Consider the following 16644-nt stretch of genomic DNA (forward strand, 5'->3'; position numbering starts at 1 on the left):
TGGTTCAAAGCTCGGCGACCGCGCGAGCGCGGCCGAAGGTCTAGCCGAGGAACAGCGCGGCCGAAGGTCTGGCCGAGGAATGAGGCTAGATCGCGAAGCGATGCAGCGCTCGCCGAAGCTCGGTCAGGCCGAGCCGCCAGGCGAGGCCGTGGGCCGAGATTCTTAGGACACGGCGACGTCCGCGCAGGTCTTCTCGTCCGGGAGCAGGGGGCGGAAGCGCAGCGAGTAGACCTTGCCCTCGTTCCGCCACTGGGTCGTGGGCTTGGCGGCGGAGGACAGCTTGAGCGCCTCCTTGGCCTTGTCGCCGGAGACCACCGTGCACATGCCCCCGCTCGCCTGCTCGCCGCGGCCGAGCGGCACCAGGGTGAACGGACGCGTGTTCTCGCCCTCGGTGCCGCCGGTCTGCCCGGCCAGCAGCGCGACCTTCGCGGGCTCGTACGTGCGCGCGGGGGCGGCCTGGTCGGTCTTGGGCCAGGCGGCCGGCTCCAGCTTCTTCCAGAACTGCGTGATCGGCGTGCTCTGGCTCTCCGGCTGGATGACGCGGGTCTTGGCGTCGCCCATGGTGATCTGCAGGATCATCGCGTCGGCGATGTTCTCCGGCCCGATCGTCTGCGAGTGGTCGAGACCGGCCGCCTTCGCCTCGTTCATGAGCCGCGCCAGGGCGTCGGGCTTGAGGCGGTACTCCATCGGCTTGCCGCCGTTCTTGCCCGCCGCCACCGCGCGGCCGTCGCCGTAGAGGGAGAACTCGGGCAGCGACCCGGGGTTCCCGACGCCGGCGAAGCCGCCGGTCATCCGCCACCGCAGCAGCAGCCTGCCCGAGGCCAGCGGCCCCGGATCGGTCGGCGGACTGGTCGCCGCTCCCGTGCTCGCCGGTGCGGACGCGGCCGGCGTCGGTGAAACCGTCTTGGCGGGGGCCTTGGCATCGTCCGTCCCGCCGCAGGCTGTGAGGGCCCCCGCGCTCATCAGCACCGTCGCCATGATCATGGCGCCTGATCGTACGGATGGTTCGGCCATGCGCCTTAGACGCGCGTTCTCCCGGGCGAGTTCCGGCCTTGTACAAGATTCCACCCGCCAAACCTGTGGGGTACACGAGCGATCCTCGAGGACCATCACGCTAATCTGCGGCCGTGAGTGTGCTCGTCGTGACCGGAACCTGTACCGGCGTCGGAAAGACCGTCGTCACCGCTGCGCTGGCGGCGCTGGCGGCGGCGCGCGGCGCGTCGGTGGCCGTCGTCAAACCGGGGCAGACCGGCGTCCAGCCCGGCGAGCCCGGCGACCTGGACGACGTCCGCCGCCTCGCCGGGGTCACCGACCTGCACGAATACGCCCGCTTCCCCGATCCGCTCTCGCCCGCCGCCGCGGCCCGGCAGGCGGGCATGGACCCGGTCGACCTGCCCGCGGCCGCCGAACGCATCCGCAGCCTCTCCGAGACCCGCCGCCTCGTGCTGGTCGAGGGCGCGGGCGGCCTCCTCGTTCGGTACGACGACGGCGCCACGATCGCCGACCTGGCCCGCTGGCTGGGCGCGGCCGTCGTCCTCGTCGCACGCCCCGACCTCGGCACGCTCAACCACACCGCCCTCACCCTGGAGGCGATGGCGCACCGCGGCGTCCAGCTCGCCGGCGTCGTCCTCGGCGAATGGCCGGCCGAACCGGACCTCGCCATGCGGAGCAACATCGAGGACCTGGAGACCGTCGCGGCCCGCCCCCTCGCCGGGGCGATGCCCGCCGGCTCCGGGTCCCTGGACGCCCCCGAGTTCCTCCTCACCGCGCATGATGCGCTGGCCCCGGCGTTCGGCGGCGTCTTCAACGCTGCTACCTTCCGCGATACCTACGCTAAGGAGATTCCGTGACCGACATCCTCGAGGTGGCCCGGCGGCAGGTGCTCGAAGAGGGCAAGGGACTGACCGCCGAGCAGGCACTGGAATGCCTCACCCTCCCTGACGACCGCCTCGAAGAGCTGCTCGCCCTGGCCCACGAGGTCCGCATGCGCCACTGCGGCCCCGAGGTGGAGGTCGAGGGGATCATCTCCCTCAAGACCGGCGGCTGCCCCGAGGACTGCCACTTCTGCTCCCAGTCCGGCCAGTTCATGTCCCCGGTCCGTTCCGTCTGGCTGAACATCCCCGAGCTGGTCGAGGCCGCCAAGGAGACCGCCAAGACCGGCGCGACCGAGTTCTGCATCGTCGCCGCCGTCCGCGGCCCCGACGAGCGCCTGATGAGCCAGGTCCGCGACGGCATCAAGGCCATCAACGAGGCCGTCGAGATCAACATCGCCTGCTCCCTCGGCATGCTCACGCAGGCCCAGGTCGACGAGCTCACCGCGATGGGCGTGCACCGCTACAACCACAACCTCGAGACCGCCCGTTCCCACTTCACCAACGTGGTCACGACCCACAGCTGGGAGGAGCGCTGGGACACCCTCCGCATGGTCAAGGAGGCCGGCATGGAGGTCTGCTGCGGCGGCATCATCGGCATGGGCGAGACCGTCGAGCAGCGCGCCGAGTTCGCCGGCCAGCTGGCCGAGCTCGAGCCCGACGAGGTCCCCCTCAACTTCCTGAGCCCCCGCCCCGGCACCCCGTTCGCCGACCTCCCCCTCGTCGAAGGCCCCGAGGCACTCAAGACCATCGGCACGTTCCGCCTGGCACTCCCGCGCACCATCCTGCGCTACGCCGGCGGCCGCGAGCTCACCCTCGGCGACCTCGGCACCCGCAACGGCATGCTCGGCGGCATCAACGCCATGATCGTCGGCAACTACCTCACCACTCTGGGCCGCCCCGCCGAAAAGGACCTGGAGCTCCTCACCGAACTCCAGATGCCCATCAAGGCCCTCTCGCAGACCCTCTGAAGCCCGGTGCGGCCTTGGGCGCTCAGCCGTCCCAGGGCCGCCACTTGCTCGTATCGATCTCGATGCCGAACGGATCGGGCAGGCACACGGTCTCGCCGAACGCCCACGACTCCTCGTGCAGGTAGGCCGCTGAGCCTTGCTCCGGGATGGAGTACAGCGTGCTGCGAGCGAACTTGGGGGAGCGGTCGATCAGCAGGTAGTAGGGGATCTCGGCGACCGCGTAGCCGTTCCACTTGCTGTGCCCCTGTGACTCTCGATCCGGCCGCCGATCGTTTCGGGCGTTCCCGGGAGAAGTGGCCTCTACGACGAGTTCGACTTGATCCGGAACGAGAGTCTTCACACGCGCCGACCGCGCGGCTTCATATATCTCTCGGTCAAGGACCATCAGGTCAGGGATGTAGCCGTCCCCGATGCCCACCAGCGACAGCCCCGCTCCATTGCTGGTCTTCCAGGGGAAGTCGGGTTGAGCTGCACGCGCCATGACCATGGCTTCGACGATGTCGTCAGTGATGGCGTCGTGCTCGAACAAGGGGGGCGGTGACACGACGACCTTGCCTCTGATGACCTCGACCCGGTGATCTTGAGGTGCGTGGACGAAGTCGTCGAGCTCACCGCGGACCCACATGTTGTAGGCGGTGTCCGGCAGTTGCACTACGCCGGTTATCTCGGTTGCCGTACTCACGTTCGGCGACTCCTCCCTCACGATCTGCTCCCGGAATCGTAGAGGTCGTTGTTCGCAGAGCGTAGCCGAACGAGCTGAATCGCTGATCAGCGGCGAGGTCAGCTGTCGCGGCGGAGGCGGGTGATGAATTTGTAGCGGTCGCCGCGGTAGAGGGACTCGGCCCATTCGACCGGCTGGCCGGTGGAGTCGAAGGCGTGGCGGGAGAGCAGGAGGAGGGGGAGGCCTACGTCGACGCCCAGGAGCTGGGCGTCGTGGGGGGTGGCGAGGACGGTCTCGATGGTCTCTTCGGCCTCGGCCAGGTGGACGTCGTAGGCGGTCGCCAGGGTCTCGTACAGGGAGTGGTGGCGGGGCAGCTCGCGGCGCAGGCCGGGGAAGCGGCGGGCCGGGAGGTGCGAGGTGTCGATCGACATGGCCTCGCCGTCGGCCAGGCGGAGGCGGTGGATGCGCAGGACGCGGCCGCCGGGGCGGATGCCCAGGAGGGCGGCCATGCGTTCGTCGGCGCTGATGTAGCCGATCTCCAGGATGCGGGTCTCGGGGTGGAGGCCCTTGTGGCGCATGTCCTCGGTGTAGGAGACCAGCTGCAGTTCCTGGGAGACCTTGGGCTTGGCGACGAAGGTGCCCTTGCCCTGGATGCGCTGGAGACGGCCCTCCACTACCAGCTCGGCCAGGGCCTGGCGGACCGTTGTACGGGAGGTCTCGTACTTCTCGGCGAGGGTGCGTTCAGGGGGCAGGGGACTGCCTGGGGGCAGGGACTGGATCAGCTCTACCAGGAGCTCTTTGAGCTTGTAATACTTGGGGATCCGCGGCGCCTGGGCCGAGTGGTGGCGTCCAAGGTCGACGCGATCGGTCTCGTACCCCTGACGGGGCCCGCCCCTGACCTCCGTCACGGTCTCTCCTTACGTTCACCGTCGGTTGTCCCCGATGTTAACTGTGAAGACTACGGGCGGTAGAGTGCGCGACCGCCGTCAGGGCCTCCCGGAGCGTTGTGAGTTCGGCCTCGCTGAGTGACGCACGGGCGGTCAGACGCAGGCAGGCGCGGCCCTTGGGCACCGAGGGCGGGCGGAAACAGCCCACTCTGGCCCCGTGAGCTGCACAGATCTCCGCCGCCGCGAGAGCTGCGCGCGGTTCTCCCAAGAACACCGGTACCACGGCCGCGGCGGGTTTTGTGGTCTCAAGGCCGAGATCGGCCGCAATGGCCGAAATTCGGCCGGCACGGTCGCGGGCCTGGGCCGGTAGGCCGGGATCGGCCTCGATCACGTTCAGGGCGGCGAGGGCGGCGCCGGCGGCGGGCGGGTTCAGGCCGGTGTCGAAGATGAACGCCCGGCCCGTGTCGATCAGGGCGTCGATCACCTCGGGGTGACCCAGGACCGCACCGCCCTGGGAGGCCAGGGACTTGGACAGGGTCAGGGTGAGGACGACGTCGGGTTCGCCGGAGATCCCGGCTGCGTGCGCGGCGCCCTGGCCCCGTTCGCCGACGACGCCGAACGAGTGGGCCTCGTCGATCACCAGGAGGGCGCCGTGGGCGCGGGCCGTCCGGTGGAGCTCGGCGAGGGGCGCCAGGTCGCCGTCCACGGAGAAGACCGCGTCGGTGACGACCACGGCGTGCTCCTCGTCGCGTTCGGCCAGCGCCTGGGCGACCGCGGCGACGTCGTGGTGCGGGGTGATCACCACGCGGGCGCGGGAGAGGCGGCAGGCGTCCACGATCGAGGCGTGGTTGACCTGGTCGGACACCACGAGGCTGTTCTTGCCCGCCAGGGCCGTGACGGCGCCGAGGTTGGCCAGGAAGCCGGAGGAGAAGACCAGGCCGGCGGGCGACCCGGCGAAGGCGGCCAGGCGTTCGTCCAGCTCGGCGTGCAGGTGCGTCGTGCCGGTGACCAGGCGGGACCCGGTGGAGCCCGTTCCGTAGTCGCGGGCGGCAGCGGCGGCGGCCTCGGCGAGGCGCGGGTCGCGGGCCAGGCCCAGGTAGTCGTTGGAGGCCAGGTCGATCAGGCCGTCGTGATCGCCGGTACGGGGACGCAGCCGGCGGCGCAGCCCGGCGTCCTCGCGCACCCGCGCCGCGGCCCGGAGACGGAGCAGCGGATCGCGTCCTGGGGCGTCGGTCATGGGCTGCATCCTGCCAGGTCCTGCTGGTGGGACGGTGGTGGGGATGGGCGATGATAGGGGCGTGCCTACGTTGACCGATCTGGTGCGCGACCACACCGACCTCACCGAGACCGACCTGGAGTGGCTGCACGCCCTGGTGTCGGACTGGCAGCTGCTGGCCGACCTGTCGTTCGCCGACCTGCTGCTCTGGGTGCCGCTGCACGCGGAGGCCGAGCTGCCCGCCGAGGCCCGCCGCCCGAAGAACCCGGCCGCCTCCCCGGTGCCCGGCTGGGTCGCGGTCGCCCAGATGCGGCCGACGACGGGCCCGACCGCCTACCCCGAGGACCTGGTCGGCAAGATCGTACGGACCGGGCGGCGCGGGCTGATCGACGTCGCCTGGCGCGAACGGCGGATAGTGCGCGAGGGCGACCCCGAGTGGGGCAGCGGCATCCCGGTCCGCGAGGAGTCCATCCCGGTGCGGCGCGGCGCCAAGCTGCTCGGCGTGATCCAGCGCAGCACCAACCTCAGTTCGGCGCGTACGCCCAGCCGGCTGGAGCTCACCTACCTGCAGAGCGCCAGCGACCTGGCCCAGATGATCTCCGAGGGTCGCTTCCCGGTCCCGGGCGAGGAGCCCAACCTGGTCCGTTCGCCGCGCGTCGGCGACGGCCTGATCCGCCTGGACCGTACGGGCCGGGCCACCTACGCCAGCCCGAACGCCCAGTCGGCGTACCGGCGCCTCGGCCTGGCCACCGACCTGGTGGGGGAGTCGCTCGGCGAGGTCACCGCCACCCTCTGCGACACCGGCGAGCCCCTCGAAGAGGCGCTGACCGCCGTGCTGAGCGGCCGCGCGCCCCGCGAGGTCGAGGTCGAGTCGAACGGCTCGATCATGCAGCTCCGTACGATCCCGCTGGTCGTCGGCGGCACCCGGATCGGGGCCATCGTGCTGATCCGCGACGTCACCGAGCTGCGCTGGCGTGACCGCGAGCTGATGACCAAGGACGCGACCATCCGGGAGATCCACCACCGGGTGAAGAACAACCTGCAGACGGTCGCCGCGCTGCTGCGCCTGCAGGCCCGCCGCCTGCGGATCCCCGAGGGCCGCGCCGCGCTGGACGAGGCCGTCCGCCGTGTCGGCTCGATCGCCATCGTGCACGAGACCCTCTCGCTCACCCCCGACGAGCTGATCGACTTCGACGACATCGCGGACCGGGTGATCATGATGGCCGGCGAGGTCTCCACCCCCGAGACCCGCGTCACTCCTAAGCGCACCGGCAACTTCGGCGTCCTGCCCGCCGAGGTCGCCACGCCGCTCGCCATGGTGATCACCGAGCTGCTGCAGAACGCCCTGGAACACGGCCTGCCCGCCCACCGCGACGGCACCCTGGAGGTCCGCGCCCGCCGCTACGACGAGGACAAGGAGGCCCGCCTGGTCACCGTCGTCGCCGACGACGGCGTGGGCCTGCCCGCCGACTTCGACGTGGAGAGCAGCAACAGCCTCGGCCTCCAGATCGTCCGCACCCTCATCGTCGGCGAACTGGGCGGCCGCCTCGACTTCCGCCCCCGAGAAGGCGGCGGCACCGAAGTAGTCGTGGACGTCCCACTGGACCAGAGCCACCGAGGCGCTGTGTCTACAAGGCCTTCGCGGCCTCAGCCCCTCGCCTAGCGGCTCGGGGCTGAACCACAAAGGCGGCGAGCGCGACATCGCTTCGCGATCTGAGCGGGCGACTTCGCCTTCGGCTCGCCGCCCGCTCAGGTAGCGCGCTCGCGTACGGCCGGGCGTGTAGAGCTGTGGGAACGCGCGAGCGCCCCTTGGCAATGGGCATGCCAGGGGCGCTCGGGTGTCGCTGTACGGCGCGGGTGCTCTCCGGCTTGGGAGGTTCGGAGGCGGCGCCGCTTACGGGTGTCGCGGTGAGAGGTTCTAGATGTTGGCGTTCGCGGCGGCCGCGGCGCGTGCGCGGGCGCGGGCGTTGCGGCGCTTCAGGGCTCGGCGCTCGTCCTCGCCCATGCCGCCCCATACGCCCGAGTCCTGGCCGGACTCGATGGCCCAGCGGAGGCAGGCGTCGGTGACGTCGCACTTGCGGCATACCTGCTTGGCCTCTTCGATCTGCAGGATCGCGGGCCCGGTGTTGCCGATCGGGAAGAACAGCTCGGGGTCCACGTCACGGCAGGCTGCGCGGTGGCGCCAGTCCATGCGGTCCACTCCTTCGTCAGCGTGGAGATGCGGCTCCACTTGTGAACGGTTTCACATGTCGCGAACACCCGGAGCCGCGAGGGCTTGTGTCCAGGGGTGATTGTTCTGCGGCGCTGCGATCAGGAGGCTGACGGCATTGGGCCACCTGTCGTCCGGCGCACTTTGAGCGTGTCAAAGCGGCGCAGCCAGGCGCAAGACCTTTGAGAAACGTTTCTCAAAGTATGGGTGTCGTATGTGTCACATCAGTGAGTCGGCGCTGTTGCTTGGTTGTTAACAGTGCCTGTGATCAGCGTCATATGACAATGCGTATCGCCTTGGGCACCGATCGGAAGGTGATGCTCTCCTGTTCCCCAAGGTAGTCGCCGTCCAGTTGAAAGGCGACGGGACGCTCCGCGCGGAGGGTGACTTCCGCCGCATCGTGCACGTTGAGCACATGCCTGCCCTGTACGGGCCTGGAGCGCGCCAGCATCATCTGGCTCAGGCCACCCAGCATCGGCAGCACGTCCATCGACTGCATCCCGAACACGTCCAGGCCGCGCGAGAAGTTGGCGCGGGGACTCGGATTCACCGGAACGCGGCCCATATAAGTCCACGGCGCCGTATTGGAAACGAACGCGAGAAACAGTCCCGATTTCGCGGGCCGGCCGGGAAGCTCCATGGTGATGGCCGGGTGTTTGCGGTCGGCGCTGGAGAAGAAATGACGCAGGGCGGTCCGTACATAGAGTGACGGGTCGGCCTTGGCGCCGTTCACCCGCCGCCTTTCCACCTCGCGGACCACCTCGGCGTCGAACCCGACGCCGGCGTTGAAGGTGAAGTAGCGCTGGGCGCCCTCGGGCAGGGAGGCCGCGGCGAGCCCGACGCTGCGGTATCGCCCGGCGCGGATCGCCTCCAGGACCGCGCGGGCCGCGGCGACCGGGTCGTTCGGCAGGCCGAGCGCCCGCGCGAAGACGTTGGCGCTGCCGGACGGCAGGACGACCAGGGCCGGCAGGTCGGGGGAGGGGCCGTTGGTGAGCAGCCCGTTGATCACCTCGTTGACCGTGCCGTCGCCGCCGAGGGCGATGACGACGTCATAGCCCTCCTCGGCCGCCTGCCAGGCGAGCTCGGTCGCGTGGCCGCGCCGCTGCGTCTCGGCGGTCTGAACGTCGAGGTCGCCCGTCAGCGCCCGGACCAGGATGTCGCGGGCGCGGCGGGAGGTGGAGGTCGCCTTCGGGTTGGCGATCAGCAGGGCGCGCACGGCGTTCAGGGTATAGGCCGAGAGTGACCTCGTAGGTGGCGCGGGTGAAGGAGCCCCGCCGGGTAGGGTTTGGACCGTGTCGAAGCGTCCTCCCATGACCGTGACCGTCGCCGCCGCCGTCGAGGCCGCGCAGGGCTTGGCCGCGGTCGGATTCGGGCTGTTCACCGCGTACGAGACCATCGCGGGGGAGGCGGTGGACGCCGCCAGCGCGATCGGGCTGACGGTGATCGCCCTGCTCGGCGGCGCCGGGATGCTGGGCTGCGCCTGGGGCCTGGTGCGGGCCGAGTCGTGGAGCCGCGCGCCGACGGCGCTGACCCAGTTGTTCTCGCTCCCGGTGGCGTGGTCGCTCTGGCAGAGCGACCAGCACCTGATCGGTCTGCCGCTCGGCGTGGCCGCGGTCATCGCGCTCGTGGCGGTGGTCAGCCCGCCCAGCACGGCCTGGCTCGTCGCCGACGACGAGGATGACGATGACGGCGACGAAGAAGAGGTCGAGGGCGCAGGCGAGAACGACGAAGTGACCGGGGATGCGAAGCCCCGGTCGGACGCCTGACCCTCCCGCCGGCTATTCGTCGGCGGTGAGGCCCTCGCGGAGCTGGGCGAGCGTGCGGGCCAGCAGCCGGGACACGTGCATCTGCGAGATGCCGAGCTCGGCGGCGATCTGCGACTGCGTCATGTTGCCGAAGAAGCGCAGCAGCAGGATCTTCTTCTCGCGCGCCGGAAGCTTCTCCAGGAGGGGCTTCAGGGACTCGCGGTACTCCACGCCCTCGAGCGACTCGTCGATCATGCCGAGCGAGTCGGCCACCGCGGGGGCGTCCTCGTCGCCGGAGTCGGGGGCGTCGAGCGACACGGTGGAGTAGGCGTTCGCCGACTCCAGGCCCTCGAGCACCTCCTCCTCGCTCATCTGCAGGTGCGCGGCGAGCTCGCTGACGGTGGGCGCGCGGCCCTCGCGCTGGGCGAGGTCGCTGATCGCCTTGGTCAGCGACAGCTTCAGCTCCTGGAGCCGGCGCGGTACGCGGACCGCCCAGCCCTTGTCGCGGAAGTGGCGCTTGATCTCACCGACGATGGTGGGCGTGGCGTAGGTGGAGAACTCCACGCCGCGGCCGAGGTCGAAGCGGTCGATCGACTTGATCAGACCGATCGTGGCGACCTGGATCAGGTCGTCCAGCCATTCGCCGCGGTTGCGGAACCGGCGGGCCAGGTACTCCACCAGCGGCAGGTGCAGCTCGACCAGCTGGTCGCGGATCCGCTGGCGCTCCGGGTCGCCCTCGGGCAGCTCGGCGAGGCGCTCGAACAGCGCACGCGCGCGGGCCCGGTCGGGAACCGCGCTGTCGGAGCGCTCGTTCCCGGCGTTCCCGCCTGCGAGTGTGGTCTTCTCCGTCACGGGGCCCCCGCCGCAGCGCCGCGGCGCTTCTGCAAGGTCACGGTCACCCGGTCGTCGGCACCGACCTGGGAGTCCACCTCGCCGGCGAGCGACGACAGGACGGTCCAGGCGAAGGTGTCGCGGCTCGGCAGCGCGCCGTCGACGGTGAGCACCGACACCGAGATGCGCATGGCATCACCGGTGAGCTCGAACTCGCAGGTCAGGTCGGTCCCGGGGACCGCCTGGGCGAGCAGCATGGCGCACGCCTCGTCGATCGCGATGCGCAAATCCTCGATCTCGTCCAGCGTGAAGTCCAGCCTGGCGGCCAGGCCCGCCGTCGCCGTCCGCAACACGGACAGGTAGGCGCTGGCGGCGGGCAACTTCACGGTCACCACGTCGCGCAGGGACAACTTCGTACTCGCCGGCATCGCAGCGGTTTCCTCGGTCACAACACTCCCTAATCGGGGATCGTCCCGCTGCTTTCGAAACTACCGCGTGGGAGGCCCGCTGCGAGACTCCGCCGCGCACGGGTTTCTGCGAACTATTGACTAGATGACTTGGTCTCTAGATATCTTGCGCGCATGGACCTCATGGAGAAGTACGAGACCGACGGCTATGCGATCTTCCGAGACGTGCTCGACCCCGCCCTCGTCGCCGAGGCGGACGGGCATGTCCGCTGGTTGCAGGAGCGCTATCCGGGACGTAGCGGCGAGGACCTGTCGACCGAGCTGGTCGCCAAGGACCCGTTCTGGGTACGCCTGGTCTCCGACGACCGGCTGCTGGACATCGCCGAACGCTTCATCGGCCCGGACATCGCACTGTTCGCCTCGCACTACATCGCCAAGCCGCCGTACACCGGCAAGGCCGTGCTGTGGCACCAGGACGGCGCGTTCTGGCCCCTGGACCCGATGCAGGTGGTCACCCTCTGGGTCTCGGTCGACCACTCCACGCCGGAGAACGGCTGCCTGCGCGTCATCCCCGGCACCCACCGCGAGGAACTGCACGCCGTACGGGAGCACGAGGGCGAGGACGCGGTCTTCAACGTGGAGAGCGACGTGACCGTGGACGAGTCGCGGGCCGTCGACATGGTGCTGCGCCCCGGCGACGTCGAGGTGCACCACCCCGGGATCATGCACGGCAGCAACGCCAACGCCTCGCCCAACCGGCGCTGCGGCCTCACCATCCGCTACATCCCGACCTCGACGCGCATCACCGCCGAGCCCCAGCCGTTCCCCAGCGCCCTGCTGCTGCGCGGCGAGCCCGGCGTGAACACCTACCAGTCCAAGCCCCGCTACCTCGAGGGCGAGCACTACCCCTTCAGCGACTCCGCCGCCTGGTCCTGAACAACGCCGATCTTGCTCTCAGCGCCCCTGAAACGGGCTTCGGAGGGCGCTGAGAGCAAGATCGGCGTATTTAGAGAAGGGCGCGGTTGAGGGGCGGGAGGAGGGCGCCGGGGTGGCCGATGACCTCGGCGGCCAGGCGGGTGCCGGCCTCGGCGGCGGAGCGTGGGGCCGCGCCGGTCAGGCGGGCGGCCAGGTAGGCGCCGTTGAAGGCGTCGCCGGCGGAGGTCGTGTCGACCACACGGGCGTTCGGTACGGCGGGGACGGGCTCGGAGGACGTCTGGTCGGCTATGACGCAGCCCTCGGGGCCCAGCTTGACGACGATCTCGCCGACGCCCGCGGCGCGCAGCCGCTCCACGCAGTCGCGGGCGGAACGGTCGCCGTGGACGAGCCGGTCGTCCTCTAGTGAGGGCAGTGCGATGTCGGTGTGGGGCAGGACCCGGGCGGCTGCCTCTGCCATCGAGGAAGGAGAAGGCCAGCCGCTGGGGCGGTAGTTGCCGTCGTAGGCGACCAGGCCGCCGCGCCGCCGCGTCTCGGCCAGCACGGCGACCAGGCGTTCGCGCGCGGCCTCGGTCAGGATCGAGAGCGTGATGCCGGACAGGTAGACCAGGTCGTGGCCGGCGATCGCGTCGTCGATCGAGCCCGGCTGGCCGGGGCCGAAGAGCGTGCGCGCCGCCGAGTCGCTCCGGTAGTGCTGGAACGTGCGCTCGCCGTTGTCGTCGGTGCGGATCATGTAGAGCCCGGCGTGCCCGCCGGGCTGGACGCGGGAATAGGTGTCGCCGACGCCGTAGGCGGCCCAGTGGGTGCGCATCATGCCGCTGTACGGGTCGTCGCCGGTGACCGACACGAACTGCACGTCCATGGTCGGGGCGCTTCGGGCCAGGTAGGCCGCGGTGTTGAAGGCGTCCCCGGCGTATCCCAGCGCGAGCCGGTCCGCCGACAGGTGACGCAGTTCGATCATGCATTCGCCGATGAGGGCCGTGCGAGAGGTGACACTGCGCGAAACATCCACGCGCAGCACGATACATCTAGACAACAAGTCATCTAATGACCAGACTTCTGCCGTGCGAAGAAGATCCCCCTGGAGCGGCATCGCCGCCGGCGTACTCACGCTCGCCCTGTCCACGACGACCTTCACCACCCCCGCGCAGGCCCGTACGGCCACCGCACCGCCCAAGCCGGGCCAGCCCGGGACCGGGCTGGTCTGCGACGGCGTACGGACCCCGACCTTCCAGAGCTCGGCCCCCGACGCCGGGCTGAACGGCCAGTTCACCCGCTACGGCAACGACAACGGCCGCACCGACGACTGGACCGGTGCCGACGGCACCTACTCGACGAAGCTGCCCGACGGCCGGGTGGCCTTCGTCTTCTCCGACACCTTCCTCGGCAAGGTGAACCCCGACGGCGGCCGCTCGCCGGTCATCGAGGAGGGCGGGACGACCCCGTTCCTCAACAACTCGTTCGTCATCAAGGACGGCAAGCGCTTCACCACCGTCCACGGCGGTACGAAGAAGGACCCCAAGGCGGTCATGCCGCCGCGCGACTCCAAGCACTGGTACTGGGCCGGCGACGCCATCACGGCGGGCGGCAAGGTGCAGGTCACCTACCAGGAGTACGAGCGCTTCGGCGACGGCATCTGGGACTGGCGCTGGCTGCGCAACGTGGTCGCCAAGTTCAAGCCGAACAACCTGTCCAAGCCCGAGAGCGTGACCGCGATCCCGTCCTCCACGAAGATCGCCTGGGCGTCCTGGCTGGAGCGGTCGGGCGGCACGATCTACGTCTACGGCGTCGAGGACCTCGGCGACACCAAGTACATGCACCTGGCGCGCGTGCGCGGGGGCGACCTCGCCAAGCCGTGGGAGTTCTACAAGGGCGACGGCACCTGGTCCAAGACCGAGGCCGACTCGGCCCGCATCATGCCCGGCGTCGCGAACGAGTACAGCGTCAGCCGCATGGGCCGCGCCTACATGTTGATCACGCAGGACACGACGGTGAAGTTCAACACCGCCATCGTGGCCTACTTCTCCTGCTCACCGCAGGGACCGTTCACCGGCAAGACGACCGTCTACTCCACGCCCGAGACCGGTGCCGCCGGTAGTTACGGCAACCCCAACATCTTCACCTACAACGCGCACGCCCACCCGGAGATGAGCAGCCGGAACCGCATAGTGGTCTCCTACAACGTCAACAGCTTCGTCAACACCGACCACTACAAGGACACCAGCATCTACCGGCCCCGCTTCATCGACCTGAGGTTCCGCTGACACATGAGTTACCGACGACACCGCTCGGCCCGCAACTGGGGATGCCGCCTGCACGAGATCACCTGGTTCGGGCTGCGCGCGATAGTGCTGGAGAACGAGCTGCTCCGGGTGACCGTGCTGGTGGACAAGGGCGGTGACGTCGCCGAGTTCCTCTACAAGCGGCGCGACACCGACTTCGTCTGGCTGGCGCCCGACGGGATCCGCAACCCGCGTGACGTCGCGGGCGGCGCCTCCGACGATGTCGCCGCGTTCCTCGACCACTACGAGGGCGGCTGGCAGGAGGTGCTGCCGAACGGCGGCGAGCCGAGCACGCATCGCGGGGTCGCGCTGGCGCAGCACGGCGAGGTGGCCGGGCTGCCCTGGGACGCCGACATCGTGGCCGACGAGCCGGGGGAGGTGGCCGTCCGCCTCACCGTGCGGGCCCGCCGCACGCCGTTGTACGTCGCCAAGACGTTCCGGCTGACCGGCGGCGAGCCGCGGCTGCGCATCGAGGAGGAACTGACGAACGAGTCGGACGTGCCGCTGGAGGTGATGTGGGGGCACCACATCGTCTTCGGCGCCCCGTTCCTGCGTCCCGGCCACCGGATCGACCTCCCCGACGAAGTGGCGGCCGATCCGGTGGTCGCGGAGGCCGGGCTGACCGTGGTTCCAGAACGCGGCGCGCCCAGCGACATCCACTACCTCACCGGGTTCCCCGACGGTGACGGCTGGTACGAGATCTCCGATCCGGAGACCGCCCTCGGGCTCCGCGTCTCCTGGGACGCGTCCGTCCTGCCGCACCTGTGGGTGTGGCGCGAGCTGGGCGCCACCCGCGAGGCGCCCTGGTGGGGACGGGCGTACGTGGTCGGCCTGGAGCCGTTCGCCGGCCACCCGACCGAGGGCCTCGCCGAGGCGGTCCGCAACGGCTCGGCGATGCCCTTGGAACCGCGCGCCACCCGCTCCCTGTGGCTGACCGCGAACGTGATCGAAGGAGGCGCGACCCGATGAGCCAAGGCCCGATGAGCCAAGGCCCGATGAACGAGGTGACGAACGAGTTCGGCGGCAAGGTGGCGGTGGTCACCGGCGGCTCGCTCGGCATCGGCCGGGCGGTGGTGGAACGCCTCGCCTCCGGCGGCGCCGCGGTCGTCTACTGCGGGCTCGACGAGGAGAGCGTCGCCGCCACCGAGACCGAGCTGCGCGCCAAGGAGCTCGACGTGACCGGCGTCGCCGCCGACGTCACCGACGCGGGCGAGATGCGCGGGCTGATCCGGCTGGCCGTGGAGATGCACGGCGGGCTCGACGTCCTCGCCACCTGCGCCGGGATCCAGCGGTACGGAACGGTCGAGGACACCACCGAGGAGCTCTGGGACGAGGTCCTGGACGTCAACCTCAAGGGCGTCTTCCTGACCTGCAAGGCCGCCGTTCCCGAGCTCAGGCGGCGCGGCGGAGGAACGATCGTCACGATGTCGTCGGTCCAGGCGTTCGCCTCCCAGGACCGCGTCGCCGCCTACACCGCCAGCAAGTCGGCGATCAACGGGCTGACCCGGGCGATGGCGCTCGACCACGCCGCCGACGGGATCCGCGCGAACGTCGTCTGCCCCGGCTCGGTCGACACCCCGATGCTGCGCTGGGCGGCCGACCTCTTCCGCGGCGACACCAGCCAGGAGGACCAGGTCGCCGAATGGGGCCGGGCCCACCCGCTCGGCCGCGTCGCGCGGGCCGAGGAGGTCGCCGAGGTGGTGGCCTTCCTCGCCGGTCCGCGTTCCTCGTTCATCACCGGAGCCGAGCACCGCGTCGACGGCGGCCTGCTCGCCCGCAACCCCGCAGCACTCCCGGAGGCGTGAACCGATGGCACCCCTGACCGAGGCCCGCGTCTTCTTCGACGGCCTGTTCACCAGCCCGCGCCTGGACCACCCCGAGGGCGTGGCGGTCCACCCGGACGGCAGCGTGTGGTGCGGCGGCGAGGCGGGCCAGATCTTCCGCATCGACCCCGACGGCAAGAACGTCGAGCAGGTCGCCACCACCAACGGCTTCGTGCTGGGCATCGCGTTCGACCACGCCGCCGAGCACCTCTACATCTGCGACATCGGCCACCCGGGCGTCTTCCGCCTCGACCTGGCGAGCGGCGAGGTGTCGCTGTTCGCCGACGGCGCGGGCGGCCACCGCTTCGTCAACCCCAACTACCCGGTGATCGACGCGCAGGGCCGGATCTACGTCTCCGACAGCCGTCAGCTCGACGAGCCGGGCCCCGCCGTCTTCCGGTACGAGCCCGACGGCAAGGGCGAGGTCTGGGACGAGCGGCCGATGGCGTTCGCCAACGGCCTCGCGCTCGCTCCCGACGAGGCGAGCCTGTACGTCGTCGAGTCGTTCCTGCCCGGGATCACCAGGGTCGAGATCCGCGCGGACGGCAGCGCGGGCGACCGCGCCACGGTCGCCGAGCTTCCCGGCACGGTCCCCGACGGGATCGCGTTCGGCCCCGACGGACTGCTGTACGTCGGCTGCTACGAGCCCAGCACCGTGCTGCGGCTCACCCCCGAGGGGCGGCCCGAGACCGTCGCCCACGACCTCACCGCCCACACCCTCTGCCACCCGACCAACCTGGCGTTCCGGGGCACCACGGCGTACGTGGCGAACCTGGGCCGCTGGCACATCAGCGCATTCGATCTTTAG

Annotated in this window: 18 protein-coding genes; 9 read left to right on the forward strand and 9 right to left on the reverse strand. The window is 70.4% G+C overall.

Annotated elements, in window-relative coordinates:
- Positions 1–162: 162 nt before the first annotated feature.
- Positions 163–984 (reverse strand): hypothetical protein, encoded by an 822-nt coding sequence (locus tag J4573_RS24635; RefSeq protein ID WP_208258198.1) that lies wholly within the window; start codon positions 982–984, stop codon positions 163–165.
- Between the two features lie 143 nt (positions 985–1127).
- Here J4573_RS24635 and bioD point away from each other — a divergent pair, with 143 nt between their 5' ends.
- Both bioD and bioB read left to right on the forward strand, forming a co-directional pair.
- Positions 1128–1850 (forward strand): dethiobiotin synthase, encoded by a 723-nt coding sequence (bioD, locus tag J4573_RS24640; RefSeq protein WP_208258199.1) that lies wholly within the window; start codon positions 1128–1130, stop codon positions 1848–1850.
- A complete protein-coding gene (bioB, locus tag J4573_RS24645; RefSeq protein ID WP_208258200.1) occupies positions 1847–2842 on the forward strand; it encodes a biotin synthase BioB in 996 nt (331 codons plus the stop codon). The genes bioD and bioB overlap by 4 nt, the downstream gene beginning before the upstream one ends.
- Before the next feature lie 22 nt (positions 2843–2864).
- On the opposite strand, the gene J4573_RS24650 is transcribed toward bioB, so the two are convergent.
- The 3 genes from J4573_RS24650 to J4573_RS24660 all read right to left on the reverse strand — a co-directional run bounded on the left by J4573_RS24650 (position 2865) and on the right by J4573_RS24660 (position 5627).
- The gene (locus J4573_RS24650; protein WP_208258201.1) at positions 2865–3545 is read right to left on the reverse strand and encodes a Uma2 family endonuclease; all 681 of its coding nucleotides are present in this window, start codon (positions 3543–3545) and stop codon (positions 2865–2867) included.
- Positions 3546–3622: 77 nt separating this feature from the next.
- The gene (locus tag J4573_RS24655; protein ID WP_372442883.1) at positions 3623–4411 is read right to left on the reverse strand and encodes a GntR family transcriptional regulator; all 789 of its coding nucleotides are present in this window, start codon (positions 4409–4411) and stop codon (positions 3623–3625) included.
- A gap of 37 nt (positions 4412–4448) precedes the next feature.
- Positions 4449–5627, reverse strand: coding sequence for an 8-amino-7-oxononanoate synthase (locus J4573_RS24660; RefSeq protein WP_208258202.1), 1179 nt, complete (start codon positions 5625–5627; stop codon positions 4449–4451).
- A gap of 61 nt (positions 5628–5688) precedes the next feature.
- Here J4573_RS24660 and J4573_RS24665 point away from each other — a divergent pair, with 61 nt between their 5' ends.
- Complete coding sequence (locus J4573_RS24665) at positions 5689–7269, forward strand: GAF domain-containing sensor histidine kinase (RefSeq protein ID WP_208258203.1); 1581 nt, start codon at positions 5689–5691, stop codon at positions 7267–7269.
- A gap of 255 nt (positions 7270–7524) precedes the next feature.
- Here the strand turns inward: J4573_RS24665 and J4573_RS24670 are convergent, their stop codons facing one another.
- Together J4573_RS24670 and J4573_RS24675 are read right to left on the reverse strand one after the other, a co-directional pair.
- Complete coding sequence (locus tag J4573_RS24670) at positions 7525–7797, reverse strand: WhiB family transcriptional regulator (RefSeq protein ID WP_208258204.1); 273 nt, start codon at positions 7795–7797, stop codon at positions 7525–7527.
- A gap of 292 nt (positions 7798–8089) precedes the next feature.
- On the reverse strand, positions 8090–9031 hold the full coding sequence (locus J4573_RS24675; protein WP_208258205.1) for a diacylglycerol/lipid kinase family protein: 942 nt from the start codon (positions 9029–9031) through the stop codon (positions 8090–8092).
- Between the two features lie 94 nt (positions 9032–9125).
- Here J4573_RS24675 and J4573_RS24680 point away from each other — a divergent pair, with 94 nt between their 5' ends.
- Positions 9126–9581, forward strand: a complete 456-nt coding sequence (locus J4573_RS24680) for a hypothetical protein (RefSeq protein ID WP_208258206.1) — start codon at positions 9126–9128, stop codon at positions 9579–9581.
- A 12-nt stretch (positions 9582–9593) separates the two neighbouring features.
- Here the strand turns inward: J4573_RS24680 and J4573_RS24685 are convergent, their stop codons facing one another.
- Positions 9594–10412 (reverse strand): RNA polymerase sigma factor SigF, encoded by an 819-nt coding sequence (locus tag J4573_RS24685; RefSeq protein ID WP_208258207.1) that lies wholly within the window; start codon positions 10410–10412, stop codon positions 9594–9596.
- Positions 10409–10840: an ATP-binding protein gene (locus J4573_RS24690; protein WP_208258208.1), complete on the reverse strand. Its 432-nt coding sequence runs from the start codon at positions 10838–10840 to the stop codon at positions 10409–10411. Before J4573_RS24690 ends, J4573_RS24685 begins: the two co-directional genes overlap by 4 nt.
- A gap of 132 nt (positions 10841–10972) precedes the next feature.
- Here J4573_RS24690 and J4573_RS24695 point away from each other — a divergent pair, with 132 nt between their 5' ends.
- Positions 10973–11734 carry a phytanoyl-CoA dioxygenase family protein gene (locus J4573_RS24695; protein WP_208258209.1) on the forward strand — a complete coding sequence of 254 codons (762 nt, stop codon included), beginning with the start codon at positions 10973–10975 and terminating at the stop codon, positions 11732–11734.
- A 70-nt stretch (positions 11735–11804) separates the two neighbouring features.
- Here J4573_RS24695 and J4573_RS24700 read toward each other — a convergent pair whose 3' ends face one another.
- Positions 11805–12824, reverse strand: coding sequence for a sugar kinase (locus tag J4573_RS24700; RefSeq protein WP_279575572.1), 1020 nt, complete (start codon positions 12822–12824; stop codon positions 11805–11807).
- Between J4573_RS24700 and J4573_RS24705 the strand changes: the two genes are divergently transcribed.
- From J4573_RS24705 to J4573_RS24720, 4 genes are read left to right on the forward strand one after another with little or no spacing between them, the layout of a single operon-like run.
- Positions 12796–13995 carry a DUF5005 domain-containing protein gene (locus J4573_RS24705; RefSeq protein ID WP_307796851.1) on the forward strand — a complete coding sequence of 400 codons (1200 nt, stop codon included), beginning with the start codon at positions 12796–12798 and terminating at the stop codon, positions 13993–13995. The genes J4573_RS24700 and J4573_RS24705 overlap by 29 nt on opposite strands.
- 3 nt (positions 13996–13998) lie before the next feature.
- Positions 13999–14982 carry a DUF4432 family protein gene (locus J4573_RS24710; protein WP_208258212.1) on the forward strand — a complete coding sequence of 328 codons (984 nt, stop codon included), beginning with the start codon at positions 13999–14001 and terminating at the stop codon, positions 14980–14982.
- Positions 14979–15818: an SDR family NAD(P)-dependent oxidoreductase gene (locus J4573_RS24715; RefSeq protein WP_243773521.1), complete on the forward strand. Its 840-nt coding sequence runs from the start codon at positions 14979–14981 to the stop codon at positions 15816–15818. The genes J4573_RS24710 and J4573_RS24715 overlap by 4 nt, the downstream gene beginning before the upstream one ends.
- Before the next feature lie 4 nt (positions 15819–15822).
- Entirely contained in the window at positions 15823–16644 is an 822-nt protein-coding gene (locus tag J4573_RS24720; RefSeq protein ID WP_208258213.1) for an SMP-30/gluconolactonase/LRE family protein, read from the forward strand.

This window comes from Actinomadura barringtoniae (assembly GCF_017573505.1).
GTDB classification, from domain to species: Bacteria; Actinomycetota; Actinomycetes; order Streptosporangiales; family Streptosporangiaceae; genus Spirillospora; species Spirillospora barringtoniae.

Coding starts and splice junctions, on each gene's coding strand:
- J4573_RS24635 (WP_208258198.1), bottom strand. CDS start 984: ATGATCATGGCGACGGTGCTGATGAGCGCGGGGGCCCTCACAGCCTGC.
- J4573_RS24660 (WP_208258202.1), bottom strand. CDS start 5,627: ATGACCGACGCCCCAGGACGCGATCCGCTGCTCCGTCTCCGGGCCGCG.
- J4573_RS24670 (WP_208258204.1), bottom strand. CDS start 7,797: ATGGACTGGCGCCACCGCGCAGCCTGCCGTGACGTGGACCCCGAGCTG.
- J4573_RS24680 (WP_208258206.1), top strand. CDS start 9,126: ATGACCGTGACCGTCGCCGCCGCCGTCGAGGCCGCGCAGGGCTTGGCC.
- J4573_RS24695 (WP_208258209.1), top strand. CDS start 10,973: ATGGACCTCATGGAGAAGTACGAGACCGACGGCTATGCGATCTTCCGA.
- J4573_RS24700 (WP_279575572.1), bottom strand. CDS start 12,824: ATGCCGCTCCAGGGGGATCTTCTTCGCACGGCAGAAGTCTGGTCATTA.
- J4573_RS24710 (WP_208258212.1), top strand. CDS start 13,999: ATGAGTTACCGACGACACCGCTCGGCCCGCAACTGGGGATGCCGCCTG.
- J4573_RS24715 (WP_243773521.1), top strand. CDS start 14,979: ATGAGCCAAGGCCCGATGAGCCAAGGCCCGATGAACGAGGTGACGAAC.
- J4573_RS24720 (WP_208258213.1), top strand. CDS start 15,823: ATGGCACCCCTGACCGAGGCCCGCGTCTTCTTCGACGGCCTGTTCACC.